This window comes from Nonomuraea cypriaca, assembly GCF_015645445.1.
GTDB classification, from domain to species: Bacteria; Actinomycetota; Actinomycetes; order Streptosporangiales; family Streptosporangiaceae; genus Nonomuraea; species Nonomuraea cypriaca.
On sequence record NZ_JADOGI010000248.1, the window covers coordinates 1 to 14,923 of the forward strand.

At 71.7% G+C, this 14,923-nt stretch carries 18 protein-coding genes; 8 read left to right on the forward strand and 10 right to left on the reverse strand.

The window, feature by feature from the left end:
- Nucleotides 1-188 precede the first annotated feature (188 nt).
- Nucleotides 189-1,199 carry an aldo/keto reductase gene (locus ITP53_RS46490; protein WP_236051964.1) on the reverse strand — a complete coding sequence of 337 codons (1,011 nt, stop codon included), beginning with the start codon at nucleotides 1,197-1,199 and terminating at the stop codon, nucleotides 189-191.
- A gap of 84 nt (nucleotides 1,200-1,283) precedes the next feature.
- Here ITP53_RS46490 and ITP53_RS46495 point away from each other — a divergent pair, with 84 nt between their 5' ends.
- Complete coding sequence (locus ITP53_RS46495; RefSeq protein ID WP_195901881.1) at nucleotides 1,284-2,120, forward strand: helix-turn-helix transcriptional regulator; 837 nt, start codon at nucleotides 1,284-1,286, stop codon at nucleotides 2,118-2,120.
- Here ITP53_RS46495 and ITP53_RS46500 read toward each other — a convergent pair.
- Genes ITP53_RS46500 through ITP53_RS46510 form a run of 3 tightly spaced genes read right to left on the reverse strand, consistent with a single transcriptional unit; the run spans nucleotide 2,048 to nucleotide 4,886 of the window.
- On the reverse strand, nucleotides 2,048-3,721 hold the full coding sequence (locus ITP53_RS46500; RefSeq protein ID WP_195901882.1) for an MFS transporter: 1,674 nt from the start codon (nucleotides 3,719-3,721) through the stop codon (nucleotides 2,048-2,050). The genes ITP53_RS46495 and ITP53_RS46500 overlap by 73 nt on opposite strands.
- A complete protein-coding gene (locus ITP53_RS46505; protein WP_195901883.1) occupies nucleotides 3,718-4,368 on the reverse strand; it encodes an LppX_LprAFG lipoprotein in 651 nt (216 codons plus the stop codon). Before ITP53_RS46505 ends, ITP53_RS46500 begins: the two co-directional genes overlap by 4 nt.
- A gap of 59 nt (nucleotides 4,369-4,427) precedes the next feature.
- The gene (locus ITP53_RS46510) at nucleotides 4,428-4,886 is read right to left on the reverse strand and encodes a MarR family winged helix-turn-helix transcriptional regulator (protein WP_195901884.1); all 459 of its coding nucleotides are present in this window, start codon (nucleotides 4,884-4,886) and stop codon (nucleotides 4,428-4,430) included.
- Between the two features lie 34 nt (nucleotides 4,887-4,920).
- Here ITP53_RS46510 and ITP53_RS46515 point away from each other — a divergent pair, with 34 nt between their 5' ends.
- Entirely contained in the window at nucleotides 4,921-5,847 is a 927-nt protein-coding gene (locus ITP53_RS46515) for a cation diffusion facilitator family transporter (RefSeq protein ID WP_328818008.1), read from the forward strand.
- Between the two features lie 94 nt (nucleotides 5,848-5,941).
- On the opposite strand, the gene ITP53_RS46520 is transcribed toward ITP53_RS46515, so the two are convergent.
- The 3 genes from ITP53_RS46520 to ITP53_RS46530 all read right to left on the reverse strand — a co-directional run bounded on the left by ITP53_RS46520 (nucleotide 5,942) and on the right by ITP53_RS46530 (nucleotide 8,241).
- Nucleotides 5,942-6,118, reverse strand: coding sequence for a hypothetical protein (locus ITP53_RS46520; RefSeq protein WP_195901886.1), 177 nt, complete (start codon nucleotides 6,116-6,118; stop codon nucleotides 5,942-5,944).
- A gap of 9 nt (nucleotides 6,119-6,127) precedes the next feature.
- Nucleotides 6,128-6,715 carry a 4'-phosphopantetheinyl transferase family protein gene (locus tag ITP53_RS46525; RefSeq protein ID WP_195901897.1) on the reverse strand — a complete coding sequence of 196 codons (588 nt, stop codon included), beginning with the start codon at nucleotides 6,713-6,715 and terminating at the stop codon, nucleotides 6,128-6,130.
- A gap of 134 nt (nucleotides 6,716-6,849) precedes the next feature.
- Nucleotides 6,850-8,241: an aminopeptidase P family protein gene (locus ITP53_RS46530; protein ID WP_195901887.1), complete on the reverse strand. Its 1,392-nt coding sequence runs from the start codon at nucleotides 8,239-8,241 to the stop codon at nucleotides 6,850-6,852.
- 151 nt (nucleotides 8,242-8,392) lie between these two features.
- Here ITP53_RS46530 and ITP53_RS46535 point away from each other — a divergent pair, with 151 nt between their 5' ends.
- From ITP53_RS46535 to ITP53_RS46550, 4 genes are all read left to right on the forward strand, one after another.
- Nucleotides 8,393-8,821 (forward strand): CBS domain-containing protein, encoded by a 429-nt coding sequence (locus tag ITP53_RS46535; RefSeq protein WP_195901888.1) that lies wholly within the window; start codon nucleotides 8,393-8,395, stop codon nucleotides 8,819-8,821.
- Nucleotides 8,822-8,909: 88 nt separating this feature from the next.
- Nucleotides 8,910-9,464: a hypothetical protein gene (locus tag ITP53_RS46540; protein WP_195901889.1), complete on the forward strand. Its 555-nt coding sequence runs from the start codon at nucleotides 8,910-8,912 to the stop codon at nucleotides 9,462-9,464.
- Nucleotides 9,465-9,537: 73 nt separating this feature from the next.
- A complete protein-coding gene (locus ITP53_RS46545; RefSeq protein ID WP_195901890.1) occupies nucleotides 9,538-10,311 on the forward strand; it encodes a cyclase family protein in 774 nt (257 codons plus the stop codon).
- Entirely contained in the window at nucleotides 10,308-11,996 is a 1,689-nt protein-coding gene (locus tag ITP53_RS46550; RefSeq protein ID WP_195901891.1) for a thiamine pyrophosphate-binding protein, read from the forward strand. The genes ITP53_RS46545 and ITP53_RS46550 overlap by 4 nt, the downstream gene beginning before the upstream one ends.
- A 124-nt stretch (nucleotides 11,997-12,120) precedes the next feature.
- On the opposite strand, the gene ITP53_RS46555 is transcribed toward ITP53_RS46550, so the two are convergent.
- From ITP53_RS46555 to dhaK, 3 genes are read right to left on the reverse strand one after another with little or no spacing between them, the layout of a single operon-like run.
- Nucleotides 12,121-12,495, reverse strand: a complete 375-nt coding sequence (locus ITP53_RS46555; protein WP_195901892.1) for a PTS-dependent dihydroxyacetone kinase phosphotransferase subunit DhaM — start codon at nucleotides 12,493-12,495, stop codon at nucleotides 12,121-12,123.
- 34 nt (nucleotides 12,496-12,529) lie between these two features.
- On the reverse strand, nucleotides 12,530-13,147 hold the full coding sequence (gene dhaL / locus ITP53_RS46560; RefSeq protein WP_195901893.1) for a dihydroxyacetone kinase subunit DhaL: 618 nt from the start codon (nucleotides 13,145-13,147) through the stop codon (nucleotides 12,530-12,532).
- Entirely contained in the window at nucleotides 13,147-14,127 is a 981-nt protein-coding gene (dhaK, locus tag ITP53_RS46565) for a dihydroxyacetone kinase subunit DhaK (protein ID WP_195901894.1), read from the reverse strand. The genes dhaL and dhaK overlap by 1 nt, the downstream gene beginning before the upstream one ends.
- Before the next feature lie 385 nt (nucleotides 14,128-14,512).
- On the opposite strand from dhaK, the gene ITP53_RS59810 reads away from it, so the two are divergent.
- Both ITP53_RS59810 and ITP53_RS46570 read left to right on the forward strand, forming a co-directional pair.
- Complete coding sequence (locus ITP53_RS59810) at nucleotides 14,513-14,635, forward strand: hypothetical protein (RefSeq protein ID WP_268961417.1); 123 nt, start codon at nucleotides 14,513-14,515, stop codon at nucleotides 14,633-14,635.
- Between the two features lie 18 nt (nucleotides 14,636-14,653).
- Nucleotides 14,654-14,923, forward strand: a 270-nt coding sequence (locus tag ITP53_RS46570; RefSeq protein ID WP_195901895.1) for a lysophospholipid acyltransferase family protein, incomplete at its 3' end; no start/stop codon positions are given.

Below are 14,923 nucleotides of genomic sequence, written 5' to 3' on the forward strand. Positions count from 1 at the left end.
GGGTGGGCGCCACGGGTAGGCGGACCTCGCCCCCCACGGGGAGGTCGGCCTGGCAGGAATCCCGTGGCGCCCCCGGCCGGCGCCCGCGAGCTCGCGGAGGCCGGGCCGGTCGTGCGGTCACATCCGCCCCACGCCAGGCGATCGGGCCCGGTCGCGGGTGCGGCGTGTGGCCGTGGCCTGCGGCGGGGTCATGGGGTGGCCGGGCCGTCGGTGGCGGAGGCGCCGATGGCGGCCGTGATCTCGGACAGGTCCTCGGGCGTGAGGGTGAGGGTGGACGCCGGGAGCCAGCCGTCCACCTGGGCGGCGTCGCGGGCGCCGACGATGGCGCCCGTGATGCCCGGCCAGATCAGCGTCCAGGCCACCGCCACCGAGGCCACCGGCACCCCGTGCCGCTCGGCGATCGGCCGCAGCGCGTCCGTGACCGCCAGGCGGGTGGCGAGGCCGGTGGTGAAGTTCGGGTGCGTCTTGCGCCAGTCGTCGTCGGACAGCGCCGCCACGCGCTCCGGCGAGAAGCGCCCCGCCAGCAGACCGGACTCCAGCGGCGAGTAGACGATCACGCCGGTCCCGTGCCCGGCCGCCCACGCGATCTCCGGCGCCGCCGTCCGGTTCAGCGCCGAGAACGGCGGCTGGACGGCGTCCACGTGGGCCACCCGCTCGGCGGCCTCCAACTCGGCGACCGAGTGGTTCGACAGGCCGATGGCGCGTACCTTGCCCTCGGCCTTCAGGTCCGCCATCGTCCGCCAGTACTCCTCCAGCGGCGTCGCGTTCGGCGAGGGGCCGTCGGCGCCGTCCCAGTCCTGGGACTCGCCCGTGTCCGGCCAGTGCACCTGGTACAGGTCGATGGCCTCCACACCGAGCCGCCGCAGCGAGTCCTCCGCCTCCCTGCGCACCTGCGCCATGGTGCGTCGCGGACTCGCCGCCGGATCGTCCGGGTCCCACACCAGGCCGGCCTTGGTGAAGACGTACGGGGCCTCCGCGAGACCGGCGACCGCCTTCCCGACGACCTCCTCCGAATGGCCGTGGCCGTAGACGGCGGCGGTGTCGATCCAGTTGACGCCGTGCTCCACCGCGTACCTGATGGCCGCGATCGAGTCGGAGTCGTTCTGCCCGCCCCAACTCCACCGCCAGCCCGCACCCCCGATGGCCCACGAGCCGAAACCGGTGCGGGAGAGGTCCATGTCCGTCGTTCCAAGTCTCATACCCGCATGCTGCCGAGGCGGCCGGCGGCTACCCAGGGGGCAGGTTTACCTGGGTCTACCAGCACCACCATAGGATTTCTGAATATGGACGTCAGAGCTGAACTAGGGGCATTTCTCCGCTCTCGACGCGCCCGGCTGCAGCCGGAGGACGCCGGACTGATCCGGTACGGCGAGCGCCGCCGAGTGCCCGGCCTACGCCGCGAAGAGCTGGCCCAGCTCGCGGGGGTGAGCGCCGACTACTACACGCGCTTCGAACAGGGCAGGGGCGAGCACGTCTCCGGCGCGATCGTCGACGCCGTGGCCGCCGCGCTCAGGCTGGACGACGCCGAGCGGGCCCACCTGCACAACCTCGCCCGCGCCGTGCACCCCAGACCGCTCGCCGCCGCCCCGCAGCAGGTACGTCCGGGGCTGCGGCAGTTGCTCGACGCGATGTCGGGCACGCCGGCGTTCATCATCGGCAGACGGATGGACGTGCTGGCCTGGAACCCGCTGTTCGCCTCGGTCATCCTGAACTTCGGCGCGATCCCGCCCGTCCGGCGGAACAAGGTGTGGGTGGTCTTCACGCACGAGGAGATGCGCTCGCGGTACGTCAACTGGCCGGCGAAGGCACGGGACGTGCTCGCGTACCTGCGCATGGATCACGGACGGCATCCCGGCGACCCGGCGTTCCCCGCGCTCATCGAGGAGCTGAGCGAGCGCAGCCCGGACTTCCGGCGGATGTGGGCCGAGCAGGAGGTGCGGGACAAGACGCACGGCACGTACGACCTGTGGCACCCTACGGTCGGCGCGCTGACGCTGTCCTATGAGACGTTCCGGGCCGCCGACGACCCGGACCAGGCGCTGATCGCCTACACCGCCGCGCCGGGCTCACCGTCGGAGGCAGCGCTGGGGCTGCTGAGGGGCGTCGTCTCACCCGCGTGAGCGCGCCCCGGCATGAGCAGCGCGACGGCCACGCCCAGCAGGCAGACGAACGCCGTGACGAGGAACATCTCGGTGTACTCGACGTGCAGGGCCGCCTGCACCTTCGCGGTGTACTCGGCCAGCCGCCCCTGGTACGTCTCCGCGTCCACGCCGAACGGCAGCGGCGTGTCCAGCTCGGCGGTCAGCGACTGGAACCGGTAGAAGCCCCACGCCGACACGGCGGCGATGCCGATCAGCATGCCCATCATCCTGGCCACCACGACCGCCGCCGACGCCACGCCGTGCTGGGCCGCCTGGCTCGCCCGCAGCACCGCCGACGAGACCGGCGCGATGACCAGCCCCAGCCCGAGCCCGGCGACGATCAGGTCCAGGTCCACCATGAGTCCCGCGCCGGCCAGGTCGAGCGGCCAGCGGCTCATCAGCCAGTAGCCGGCCGCCGCCAGCGCCATGCCCCCGGCCGCCAGCACCCGGTAGCCGAGCCTGCGCGCCAGCAGGCCGCCGAGCAGCGCGCCCACGGTCAGCGCGGCCAGGAACCTGGCCAGGACCAGCGCCGCGCCCAGGCTGTCCGCGCCCAGCAGAGTCTGGGCGGCGATCTGGACGAACACCATGGTCACCAGGAGCGCCGCCCCGGCCAGGAAGCTCACGGCCAGGGTGGCCAGCAGCTCTCCCTTGCGGGTGCCCGACAGGTCCAGCAGCCGCACGGGGGAGCGGATCTCCCACCAGACGAAGATCCCGGCGACCACCGCGCCGGCCGCGATGACCGGCACGCCCCACGGCGGGAGCACGGCCTGCGCGGGGTCGGGGTTGTAGAGGCCGATGACCAGCAGGGCGAGCGCCAGGGCCAGCAACGCCCCACCGGCGACATCCACCCGCCCCCCGGCGCGACCACCCACTGAGCGACGCTCTGAGCCACCGTCCGGGCCACCGTATGAGCCACCGTCTGAGCCACCGTCCGGGCCACGCTCTGAGCCACCGTCTGAGCCGCGTTCTGGGCCACCCACTGGGGCGCGGCCTGGGACGGTGAGCTGGACCGCGACGGCCGCCAAGGCGGTGAGCGGCAGGTTGATCCAGAAGATGGCGTGCCAGCCGCCCAGCTCCACCCCCGCCAGGGTGAAGGCCGGGACCCCGGCCAGCACCCCGCCGTACAGCGGCCCGAGCGCGCTCCCGAGCTCCTGCGCCGCCCCCACCGCCCCGAGCGCCACCGGCCGCTCGCGCTCGGACCACAGGTCGCCGATGAGGGCCATCGTGATCGGCAGCAACGCCCCGCCGGCCACCCCCTGCACCGTACGCCCGAGTACGACCGTCACCTCGCCGCCGGCCAGCGCCGTCAGGACCGAGCCGAGCGCGAACGCCGCCAGGCAGGCGTGGATGAGCGGCCGGCGGCCGTACCGGTCGGAGAGCTGCCCGAGCAGCGGCATCGCGGCGACGTAGCCCAGCAGGAAGCCGGTGACGATCGGGGTGGCCCGCTCCAGGCGGTTCAGCGGGACGCCCACGTCCGCGGCGATGTCGAGCAGGACCGTGGCCACGACGTACGCGTCGAGGGCGGCCAGCAGCACCACCGCGCCGCCGGCGGCCAGCACGACCCGGCGGGTCCTCCTCATCCGGCGGGGGGCGGCGTGATCGTGACCGGCGCGTCGTAGTCGCTGAACGACACCGTCACCGTGCCGCCCGGCAGCGGCAGGCTGGCCTTGGCGAGCCTGGCGGTGGCCTGGTCGAGCCAGATCTTCGCGTTCACGCCCTGGTTGACTCCCGGAATGATCTGGCCGGTGACCTGCCCGGGGAAGGTCGTGGCGACGCGGTAGGAGCTCCCTTCGACGCCCTCGACCTCGGGACCCGTGGCCGAGGCGAGCAACTGCGCGATGCCCCTGGTCGGCTCCAGGATCACCGAGGGGTCGTAGAACTGGGCGAGCTGGGCTCTCGTCATCTTCTGGAAGCCGCCCGTCGCGCCCTTGAAGTGGACGGTCTCCCCGATCACCGCGAAGCTGACCTCCTGGAGGATGCCGAACACGTCGAGCGTGATCGTGCCGTCGGCGTCGCCCGCGGCGGTGAGCCGGCCGTCGGCCTGCTTGAGCGGCACCTGCGGCTTGCCCTCGGTGGCGATGGAGAACGTGGCCGACTTGACGGCCCTCATCGCCTCCGCGGCCCGCTTCATGAGGTCGGGACCGGCGGGCAGCTCGCCCCCGCCGCCCGACGAGCACGCCGACACCAGCACGATAACGGCCACGATCAGCCGCAGCTTTGGGAGCATGAGCGGATCGTAGCCACCAGCAGGAACGCGCGTGCGCCGTCGCCGATATCGGTTGAGTGTCAGCGCAGCTTCTTCAGCTGCTCGACGATCGGCTCGTAGGCCGCCACCAGCCCTTCGAGCTGGTCGTCGGCGAGTTGGTCGACGAAGTGCTCGCGTACGCCGGCCACGTGGTGCGGCGCCACCCGCTGGATCGTCTCCCAGCCTTCGTCGGTCAGCACCGCGAACGTGCCGCGGCGGTCGTCATGGCATTCCTCCCTCGTCACCAGGCCCTTGGCCTCCATGCGGGAGATCTGGTGCGACAGGCGGCTGCGCGACTGGATGGTGGCCTCCGCCAGGTCGCTCATCCGCATGCGGCGGTCCTGGCTCTCCGACAGGTTGACGAGGATCTCGTAGTCGTTCAGCGACAGTGCGTACTCCTGCAGCTCGCGGTCGAGCCGGTGCATGAGCAGCTTGTGCAGCGCCAGATGCGTACGCCAGGCACGCTGTTCGGCGGGTGAAAGCCAGCGAGGCGCGCTCATGATCCCCAATCTAGCGCACGTAGAGTGGCGTGTTGTGGAGGGAAAGGCTGGGGAGAGCCTGCGCACGGTGCTCGTGGCCGGAGCCGCGAACCTGGCCATCGCCCTCGCGAAACTCGTCGCGGGCATCATGAGCGGCTCCGCGGCCATGCTGTCGGAGGCCGCCCATTCGGCCGCGGACACGGTGACCGAGTTGTTGCTGCTGGTCTCGGTGCGCCGCTCGGGCAGGCCCGCCGACCGGCGGCATCCGTTCGGGCACGGCAAGGCCGGGTTCTTCTGGGCGATGACGGCCGGGATCGCGACGCTGGTGGGCGGGGCCGGTTTCTCCATCACGCACGGGGTCCACGAGATCAGCCATGGGGAGGAGCTGTCGAACCTCACGCCGGCGTACGTCGTGCTGGCCGTCTCGTTCGTCATGGAGGTCGTCTCGTTCACGAAGGCGTTCTCGCAGTTGCGCGGAGAGGCCGCGAGACATCAGGTCCATCCGGTGCGCCTGGTGCGGTTCACGTCCGACACGGCGTTGAAGGCCGTCGTGTTCGAGGACGCCGCCGCCCTGATCGGACTGCTGATCGCGGCCACGGGACTGGCGGGGTCGCAGCTCAGCGGATCGGCGTTGTGGGACGGCGCGGCGTCGGTCGCGATCGGGCTGCTCCTGGTGGTCGTCGCTGTCACACTGATCCAGTCGAACCTGTCGCTCCTCATCGGCCAGGCCGCGCCCCCGTCGGTCGAGAGCGGGATCCGGGCGGTGCTGCTGGCGCAGCCCGAGGTGGCGGACGTGGTGGAGCTGCTCACCATGATGCTCGGGCCGGGCGACATCCTGGTCGCGGCGAAGATCGACTTCAGGGACGAGGACAGCGCGGCGGGAGTGGAGTTCGCCTGCGACGAGGTGGACCGGCGGCTGCGGGACCGGTTTCCCGGCATCGTCCAGGTCTTCCTCGACCCGACCCCCACGCTCCGTCGATAGCGCTCGCGGGCCGCGTCAGAAGAACGCGTCGGGTGAACGCGTCAGAAGAACCCGTCAGCGTCAGAAGAACCCGTCAGAGGAACAGAACAACCCGTCAGCTGAACGCCATCACGATGGCGACACCGACCACGTGCATGAGCACGACGGCGACGATCAGGGAGATGAACACGAACTTGGCCGGACCGTGCTCGAAGGTCTTGCCCTCTTCGAGCGGCCGGCGCGTGGCCATGCGATCGGCGATGCGCTCCTCGACGGATTTTCGGTAGAACATGCCGCCAGCCTAACCGGGGATGGCGACCCTCCGCGCTGGGGCGTCCGTGACGACCGCCACTCGGATGTCCGGCCCGACGCTCCACTCCAGCAGGTGGCGGCCCGTCATGTCGTCACCGCCCGACTTGAGCAGGGCGAGGGTCAGCTCGCCGCGCTTGATCAGCGCCTCCTTGCGCGTCCAGTGCCTGATCAGCTCGTCGTTGCCGGTGACCAGGGCACGTTCGCGCGGGGTGAGCACGTCGTCGGCGAGCCGCTCGTCCAGCGGTCCGGGCGGCACGTGCTCGGCGTCCACGCCGACCTTGCCCGGCCCCGCCACCGCGCACACGTAGCCGCGAGTGTGACTGAAGCTGACGCCGAGCTCCGGCGCCTCCTCGATCCGCGGCTTGCCGTGCCCGGAACCGTGCAGGTCACAGTATTGACGCAGGGTCAGCTCGGCCGGCTCGGCGCCGAGAGCGGCGGCGGCGCACAGGCGTACGAGGAGGTGGGCGGCGATGAAGCAGGCGCGGTCCGCCTCGAACTTGAACCGCCCGGCCCGATCCCGTTCCACCTCGGTGAGCCAGTCTTCCGGGGCGCGCACCTCGTTGGGGTGCCCGCCCATCGCCAGGGGGCCGATCGTCAGTCCTTCCCGTCGGAGGGCTTCCTCGTGAGCCGCGCAGAGCACGGCCGAGGTCCGGAGGAAATGGTACGAGACGGGATCACGCCTTGTCTTCTGGGTAGGAGAAGTGATCGCCGTTACGCGAGCGCCTCCATCCAGGATTCGATCTCGTCCGGGTGGCGGGGCAGCCCCGACGACAGCATGGCGGCGCCGTCGGCGGTGACGACCAGGTCGTCCTCGATGCGGATGCCCATGCCGCGCAGCTCCGCGGGCAGCGTCAGGTCGTCCGGCTGGAAGTAGAGACCGGGCTCCACCGTGAGCACGTGGCCCTCCTCCAGCACGCCGTCCAGGTAGACCTCCGCCCGCGACTTCGCGCAGTCGTGCACGTCCAGGCCCAGCATGTGGCCGCTGCTGCACAGCGTGTAGCGGCGGTGGAGTCCCGTCTCCATGAGGGCGTCGGTGGAGTCCTTCAGCAGGCCCCAGTCGCGCAGGCCGTCGCAGATGACGCGCATGGCCGCCTGGTGGAAGTCGCGGAAGCGGGCGCCGGGCCTGAGTGTGGCGATGGCCGCCGTCTGCGCCTCGTACACCAGCTCGTACGCCTGTCGCTGCGCGGAGCCGAACCGTCCCGACAGCGGGAAGGTGCGCGTGACGTCGGCGGTGTAGAGCGTGTCCGACTCGACTCCGGCGTCGAGCAGCAGCAGGTCACCGGCGTTCAGCGGGCCGTCGTTGCGGATCCAGTGCAGGACGCAGGCGTGCGCCCCGGCGGCCACGATGCTGTCGTAGCCGGCCGCGTTGCCCTCCAGCCGGGACCGCAGTCCGAACACCCCCTCCAGATACCGCTCACCGCGCGGGTGCCCAGACGCTTGGGGCAGCGCGCGTACGACATCCTCGAAGCCGCGCACGGTCGCGTCCACGGCGGAGCGCAGCTCGCCGACCTCCCACTCGTCCTTGACCAGCCGCATCTCCGACAGGAAGGACTCCAGTTCGTCGTCCCCCGCGCCGCGCGGCGCCCGCTCGTCGACCGCGGCGTCCACGCCGCGCAGCACCCTGGCCGGTCCCTTCAGCTCAAGGTCGCGGATGTGCGCGCACTCCACCTGGTACAGCTCCGCCGCCTCGGCCAGGTCGGGCCTGCGGCCCGCCCAGAACTCGCCGTAGCGGCGGTCGCGGTAGAACTCCTGCCCCTCCTCACGCGGCGAGCGCGGCCTGAGGTACAGGACGGCCTGCCCGGACGGCTCCACGACGAGCACGTCGTCGGGCTCGCTCGCCCCGGTGAGGTACGAGTACGCGCTGTGCGGCCGGAACCGGTAGTCGCTGTCGTTGCTGCGGACCTTGAGCCGGCCCGACGGGATCACCAGCCGCTCGCCGGGGAAGCGGTTCGCCAGCGCGGCGCGGCGCTTGGCCGCCCACGGCGCGATCGGCAGCGCCGTCACGTTGTCGCGCCGGGTGTCCGCCCAGCCCGTTCGCATGAAGGCGGCCAGTTCCTCCGTGATGGGCAGGTCGTGGCTTCCGATGTTGAGCGGCTCGGTCATTAACAGCGTCCCTGAACGGTAGTTAGGTGATGTTTCGGTATTTGTACCGGATTTCGTTTGGCAAGCAGCCTACGGGACCGCTTGACTACGTCCACAGAGGATTGTTTGCCTGTACGCAGGGCTTGGAACACTCACAGCAGGGGTGGTGCACATGCTCATCGGGACGATCCTTCGCAGCAAGGGCAGTGAGGTGACGACCGTGGGGCCCGATGCGACCGTGCGGGAGCTGCTCGCCAAGCTCGCCGCGCACAACATCGGCGCCGTCGTCGTCTCCACGGACGGAGTCACGATCGCCGGCATCGTCTCCGAACGCGACATCGTCCGGTGCCTGCACGACCGGGGCGCGGCGATCCTGGAGGAGCCGGTCTCCACGATCATGACGGCGGAGGTGCACACGGTCGGCCCCGACGAGAACGTCGACTCGCTCCGGCAGATCATGACCACCCAGCGGTTCCGGCACATGCCCGTGGTCGAGAGCGACCGGCTGGTGGGCATCGTGAGCATCGGTGACGTGGTCAAGAGCGCCATCGAGGAACTGGAGACGGAGAAGGCGTCGCTCGTCGACTATCTCCACCGTTGACAGGGATGGCACGCTTGGGTCCGTGATGTACGGGCCTCCCCCTCCTGAGTATCCCCGGGCGACGAGCAGTCCGACGATCATTTTGCTCGTGTCCGGGCTCGCCGCGCTGCTGGGGTTCCTGCTGGGGCTGTTCGTGGGGTTCGGCGCGGGAAGCATGCCGGCGGGGGAGTCCGAGCCCAGGGTCACGGTGACGATCGAGGACACCGAGCCGCCCGCCGACCCGCAGGAGACAGTCCCGTCTGAGACGCTTCCCCCGCAGCCCACGGAGACCGCGCCCACGCAGACCGGGCCACCTCAGACTGAACCATCTCAAACAGGGCCGCCTCAAACGGGGCTGCCTCAGACGGGCCCCACGCAGACCGCGCCCGGCCAGACCGGCGCACCCCCCGGGGGAGCGACCACCACGCCCGCCGGCAACCCCGTGTCCCTGCGGACGCTCGCCGTCGGCACGGACATCCAGCCGGGGACGTACCGGACGGCCGGGCCGGCAGGGGGGTTCAGCATGTGCTTCTGGGCCCGGCTGCGGACCACGACCGGCGACGTGATCGCGACCGGCATGCCGAGCGGTCCCGCCACGGTCACCATCCAGGCCACGGACAAGGCGTTCCAGACCGGCGGCTGCGCGGAGTGGACCCGCGCCTGACGGCGGCTGCCTTGGCGTTTGCACTGGTCATTCCGGAGTAGGAGGATGCGCTCAGCCCACCAAGGAGGATGACATGTCGGTGTTGCGGAGCTTCGTGGACAGTGTGCGCAGTGGCGCGATCGAGGTGATCGACCTCACCGCGCCCCTCACGCCGGAGACACCGGTCCTCCAGTTGCCCGAGCCGTTCAGCAACACGATCCCGTTCAGGTTGGAGGAGATCAGCCGCTACGACGAGCGCGGCCCCGTCTGCTACTGGAACGACATCCACACCGGCGAGCACACCGGCACCCACTTCGACGCCCCGATCCACTGGGTCAGCGCCCAAGACGGCCAGGACGTCTCCCAGGTCCCCCCGCGCAGCCTCATCGCGCCCGCCGTCGTGCTCGACTTCGCCGCCGAGGCGTCCAAGGACCCCGACTTCCTCCTCCAGATCGACCACGTCAAGGAGTGGGAGCGGGCCAACGGCCCCCTGCCGGAGGGCGGCTGGCTCCTCTACAGGACCGGCTGGGACGCCCGCTCCAGTGACCAGGCCGCGTTCCTGAACGCCGACGAGCAGGGCTCCCACACGCCCGGCGTGTCGGTGGAGTGCGCCTCGTGGCTGGCCTCCGAGGCCCCGATACTCGGGCTCGGCGTCGAGACGGTGGGCACCGACGCGGGCGCCGCCCACTCCTTCGACCCGGCCTTCCCCTGCCACCACTTCCTGCTCGGCGCCGGCAAGTACGGCCTGACCCAGTTGCGCAACCTCGACCGCCTGCCGGCGACGGGCGCCGTCGTGGTCGCGCCGCCGCTGCCCATCGTCGGGGGCTCGGGCAGCCCCCTCCGGGTGCTCGCCCTGGTCGAACGTTGATCGTCGCGGAGGCCGTCGGCCGGGTACTCGCCGCGTGCGGTGTGGAGACCGCGTTCGGCCTGGTCGGCAGCGGCAACTTCCACGTCACGAACGCGCTCGTGGCGCACGGCGTACGCTTCTTCGCCGCGCGCCACGAGGGCGGGGCAGTCACGATGGCCGACGCGTACGCCCGGATGAGCGGGCGGGTCGCCGCCGTCACGGTCCACCAAGGGCCCGGGCTCACGAACGCCTTGACCGGTATCGCGGAGGCGGCCAAGAGCCGTACCCCGCTCATCGTGCTCGCCGGTGAGGCGACCGACGTCCGCTCCAACTTCCACATCGACCAGTCCGCCCTGGTGGCGGCGGTGGGTGCGGTCCCGATGCGGATCACGTCCCCGGAGGACGCGGCGGAGCAGACCGCGCGGGCGTACCAGGTCGCGAGAGACCAGCGCCGCACGGTCCTGCTGAACCTCCCGCTCGACGTACAGTCCATGCCCTGCGCCGCGCCTGAGGCACCGATCAAGACGCGCGCCGCGGTCCTCGCCGCCGGGCGGCCGGATGCGGGGGAGGCAGCGGACGTCACCGCGGCCGGGCGGCCGGATGCGGGGGAAGTGGCGGAGCTGGCGCGGCTGATCGGGGAGTCGCGGCGGCCGGTGTTCATCGCCGGGCGCGGGGCCCGGCACGCGCGGCGGGAGCTGGAGGGGCTCGCCGGCGCCGTGGGCGCCCTGCTGGCCACCTCGGCCGTGGCCAAGGGGCTGTTCCGCGGCAGCCCGTGGGACCTCGACGTGAGCGGCGGCTTCGCGACGCCGCTGGCCGCCGAGCTGATCGGGGACGCCGACCTGATCGTCGGGTGGGGGTGCGCGCTGAACATGTGGACCACCCGCCACGGCACCCTGATCCCGCCTGGCGCGAAGGTGGCGCAGGTCGACCTCGACCGGGCCGCGCTCGGCGCGCACGTACCCGTGGACCTCGGCGTGGCCGGCGACGTGGCACAGGTCGCGAGCACACTGACCGGCCGCCTCGGCCCGCCCGCCGACCCTGACGTGCTGGGGTACCGGTCGCCCGAGGTGGCGCGGCGCATCAAGGCCGAGGGCCGGTGGCAGGCGGTCCCGTACGACGACGAGAGCGGCGGCGGGAGGATCGACCCCAGGACGCTCACCATCGCCCTGGACGACCTGCTGCCGACGGAACGGATCGTGGCCGTCGACTCCGGAAACTTCATGGGATATCCGTCGATGTTCCTGGACGTCCCGGACGAGGGCGGGTTCTGCTTCACGCAGGCGTTCCAGTCGGTCGGGCTCGGGCTGGCGACCGCCGTCGGCGCAGCCGTCGCCCGGCCGGACCGGCTGGCGGTGGCCGCGCTCGGCGACGGCGGCGCCCTCATGGGCCTCGCGGAGCTCGAGACCGTCGTACGCCTCGGGCTCCCCATGATGGTCGTGGTCTACGACGACGAGGCGTACGGGGCCGAGGTGCACCATTTCCGGCCCCACGGTGATCCGCTGGACACGGTCACGTTCCCGCCGGCCGACCTCGCCGCCATCGCGCGGGGACACGGCTTCGCGGCGGTGACGGTCACCGGGGAGGGCGACCTGGCGGGCGTGGCCGAATGGCTGAAGGGCCCACGGGATCGGCCGCTGCTGGTGGACGCCAAGATCACGGGGGAGCGCGGCTCGTGGTGGCTGGAGGAGGCGTTCAAGGGCCACTGACCGGCTCCCCCCGGGTCAGAGGCCCCTCGGCCCGGCTCCCGCCGGATCACCGGCCCGGCTCCTCAGCCTGGCCGCCGCCGGTCACAGGCCCGTGGCTCCACGACCCCAGCCGGCCGCCGCCGGGTCAGAGTTTGCGGAAGGTGCGGGCCTCCTCGGCCGCGGCGAGCACCTCGGTCAGTGGCGCGCCGCCGCCCGCCGTCACGGCCGCCGCGATCGCCCCCTCGACGAACGGAACGTCCGCCACCACCACCCGCCCGGCCTCCTCCACCAGCCGGGCGGTCAGCACCGAGCTGCCCAGATCGGGGATGATCACCACCCCGTCCCCCTGGTCGACGGCACGCAGCGCCGACTCGATGAGGTCGAGGCTCGTGCCGAGGCCGCCGTCGTTCGTGCCACCGGCCGCCGCTACCGGCGTGTCCGGCCCGGCGATCCCCCGGACCACCGCCGCCGCCTCCACCGCCAGCCCCGCACTGTGGGCCACCAGCACCAGTCCCACCATCAGCGCCTCACCATCAAGTGCCGGCGGGTCGCCATCATGCCGCCACCGAGGCCAGCGCGGCCATGAGCAACGCCGACGAGGCCGCGCCGGGGTCCTCGTGCCCGATGCTGCGTTCGCCCAGGTAGCTGGCCCGTCCCTTGCGGGCCCGCATCGGGATCGTGGCCTTGGAGCCCTCCGCCGCCGCGTTCGCCGCCTGCTCGAGCGCCTGCCGCACCCCCACCCCATCCCGTACGGCCAGCGCCAGCGCACGGGACGCGGGGGCCAGCGCGTCCACCATGGTCTTGTCGCCCAGGGCGGCCTTCCCGAGCCGTTCGACCGCCACGACCCCGCCATCGAACGCCGCAGAGAAGCCCGCCAGCGTCACCGGCGACTCCAGTCCCTTGCCCATCTGCCGGAACAACGAGCCGTACAGCGGCCCGGAAGCGCCGCCGACGCGGCGGATCAGCGTCGCGCCCGCCGTCGCCAGCACCTGCACCGGCGACTCCGGCATCCCCTCGGCGAGGGCCTTGCGGACTTCGGAGAACCCGCGGTCGAGGTTGGTGCCGTGGTCGGCGTCGCCGATCGCGGCGTCCAGCTCGGTCAGCCGGTCACGGTCGCGGTGCACCAGCCTGGCCGTCTCCTCCAGCCAGGCCACGAACAGATCGGTGTCCATCAACGCCCCCAGCGCAGCCCCGGCGTCTCGACCGGCGCGTCCCACAGGCGGGTCAACTCCTCGTCGAGCAGGCAGACCGTCACCGAGAAGCCCTGCATGTCCAGGCTCGTCACGTAGTTGCCGACGAGCGAGCGGGACACCCGCGCCCCTTTCCCCTTCACGAACGCCGCCACCTCCGCGAACACCACGTACAGCTCCATCAGCGGGGTGCCGCCCATGCCGTTCACCATGACGAGCAGGTCACCGCGCAGCGGCAGGTCGCCGTGGACGGCCTCCATGGCCAGCGCGGCCAGCGCGCGCGCCGAGGCCATCGGCACCCGCGCGCGGCCGGGCTCGCCGTGGATGCCGATGCCCAGCTCCACGTCCGTCTCCGGCAGGTCGAACGTCGGCTTGCCCGCGTGCGGCGTCGAACAGGAGGTCAGGGCGATGCCGAACGACCTGCTCCGGTCGTCCACCTCGCTCGCCACCCGCGCCACGTCGGCCAGCGGCGCGCCCTCCTCGGCCAGCGCGCCCGCGATCTTCTCCACGAACACCGTGGCTCCCGTGCCGCGCCGTCCGGCCGTGTAGAGGGAGTCCCGTACGGCCACGTCGTCGTCGATCAGCACGCTGGCCACCTCGACGTCCTCGACGAGTTCGGCGGCCATCTCGAAGTTCAGCACGTCGCCGGTGTAGTTCTTGACGATGTGCAGGACGCCCGCGCCGGCGTTGACCGCCCTGGTCGCGTCGATGATCTGGTCGGGCACCGGCGAGGTGAAGATCTCCCCGGGGCAGGCGGCGTCCAGCATGCCGTGGCCGACGAACCCGGCGTGCAGCGGCTCGTGCCCGGACCCGCCGCCGGAGACCAGCCCGACCTTTCCGGGGCGTGGGCCCTCGGCCCGGTAGACGACCTGGTCGCGGACCCGCAGCGAGGGGTGGGCCGCGGCCATGCCGTTCAGCGCGTCCTCAACGACGGTGCCGGCCGTGTTGATGAGCTTCTTCATGGTCAGAACATCTGCCCGTTTTCACGAAGGCGCAAGCGTCGTACCGTGAGCGCGTGAATGCCGTCGTTTACAACCCGTATGATCCCGTGGTCGACGAGGATCCGTACCCCGTCTTCACGCGGCTGCGCCGGGATGCCCCGATCTACCACAATCCCGAGCACGGCTTCTGGGCGTTGTCCCGGCATGCCGACGTGTCCGCGGCGCTGGGTCCCCAAGGACGCCAAGATGTGGCTCCTGATCGGCTCCGCCAACCGGGACGAGTCGGTCTTCCCCGACCCCGACTCCTACGACCTGAGCCGCGACGCCAACCCGTGCCATCAGCTTCGGTTTCGGCCGCCATTTCTGCCTCGGCGCCCCGCTGGCCAGGCTGGAGGCCAAGGTGTCGATGGAGGAGCTGACCAAGGCCGTCTCACCCCACTACGACATCGACCCCGACGGCATCAGGCGCACCCCGCAGGGCAACATACGGGGCATGGTGCGGCTCCCGACTACCGTCTCACCTGCCTGAGTAGGCTACCTTCTGCTCATGGCTGAGATCGTGTACCCGCCGGTGATCGCCGCCGCGCGGACCCTCTTTCGCGCCCTCGACGTCCGTTTCCACATGGAGGGCACGCAGCACGTGCCGCGCACCGGAGGCGCGGTGCTGGTGAGCAACCACATCAGCTACCTCGACTTCATCTTCGCCGGGTTCGCCGCGTTGCCCTCCAAGCGGCTGGTGCGGTTCATGGCCAAGCAGGACGTGTTCGACCACCGCGTGTCCGGACCGTTGATGCGCGGGATGCACCACATCCCCGTG

Excerpts from the sequence above, each read along its gene's own strand:
- ITP53_RS46490 (WP_236051964.1), bottom strand. The coding sequence starts at position 1,199 with ATGAGACTTGGAACGACGGACATGGACCTCTCCCGCACCGGTTTCGGC.
- ITP53_RS46495 (WP_195901881.1), top strand. The coding sequence starts at position 1,284 with ATGGACGTCAGAGCTGAACTAGGGGCATTTCTCCGCTCTCGACGCGCC.
- ITP53_RS46500 (WP_195901882.1), bottom strand. The coding sequence starts at position 3,721 with ATGAGGAGGACCCGCCGGGTCGTGCTGGCCGCCGGCGGCGCGGTGGTG.
- ITP53_RS46505 (WP_195901883.1), bottom strand. The coding sequence starts at position 4,368 with ATGCTCCCAAAGCTGCGGCTGATCGTGGCCGTTATCGTGCTGGTGTCG.
- ITP53_RS46510 (WP_195901884.1), bottom strand. The coding sequence starts at position 4,886 with ATGAGCGCGCCTCGCTGGCTTTCACCCGCCGAACAGCGTGCCTGGCGT.
- ITP53_RS46520 (WP_195901886.1), bottom strand. The coding sequence starts at position 6,118 with ATGTTCTACCGAAAATCCGTCGAGGAGCGCATCGCCGATCGCATGGCC.
- ITP53_RS46525 (WP_195901897.1), bottom strand. The coding sequence starts at position 6,715 with ATGGGCGGGCACCCCAACGAGGTGCGCGCCCCGGAAGACTGGCTCACC.
- ITP53_RS46530 (WP_195901887.1), bottom strand. The coding sequence starts at position 8,241 with ATGACCGAGCCGCTCAACATCGGAAGCCACGACCTGCCCATCACGGAG.
- ITP53_RS46535 (WP_195901888.1), top strand. The coding sequence starts at position 8,393 with ATGCTCATCGGGACGATCCTTCGCAGCAAGGGCAGTGAGGTGACGACC.
- ITP53_RS46545 (WP_195901890.1), top strand. The coding sequence starts at position 9,538 with ATGTCGGTGTTGCGGAGCTTCGTGGACAGTGTGCGCAGTGGCGCGATC.
- ITP53_RS46555 (WP_195901892.1), bottom strand. The coding sequence starts at position 12,495 with ATGGTGGGACTGGTGCTGGTGGCCCACAGTGCGGGGCTGGCGGTGGAG.
- dhaL (WP_195901893.1), bottom strand. The coding sequence starts at position 13,147 with ATGGACACCGATCTGTTCGTGGCCTGGCTGGAGGAGACGGCCAGGCTG.
- dhaK (WP_195901894.1), bottom strand. The coding sequence starts at position 14,127 with ATGAAGAAGCTCATCAACACGGCCGGCACCGTCGTTGAGGACGCGCTG.
- ITP53_RS59810 (WP_268961417.1), top strand. The coding sequence starts at position 14,513 with ATGGAGGAGCTGACCAAGGCCGTCTCACCCCACTACGACATCGACCCC.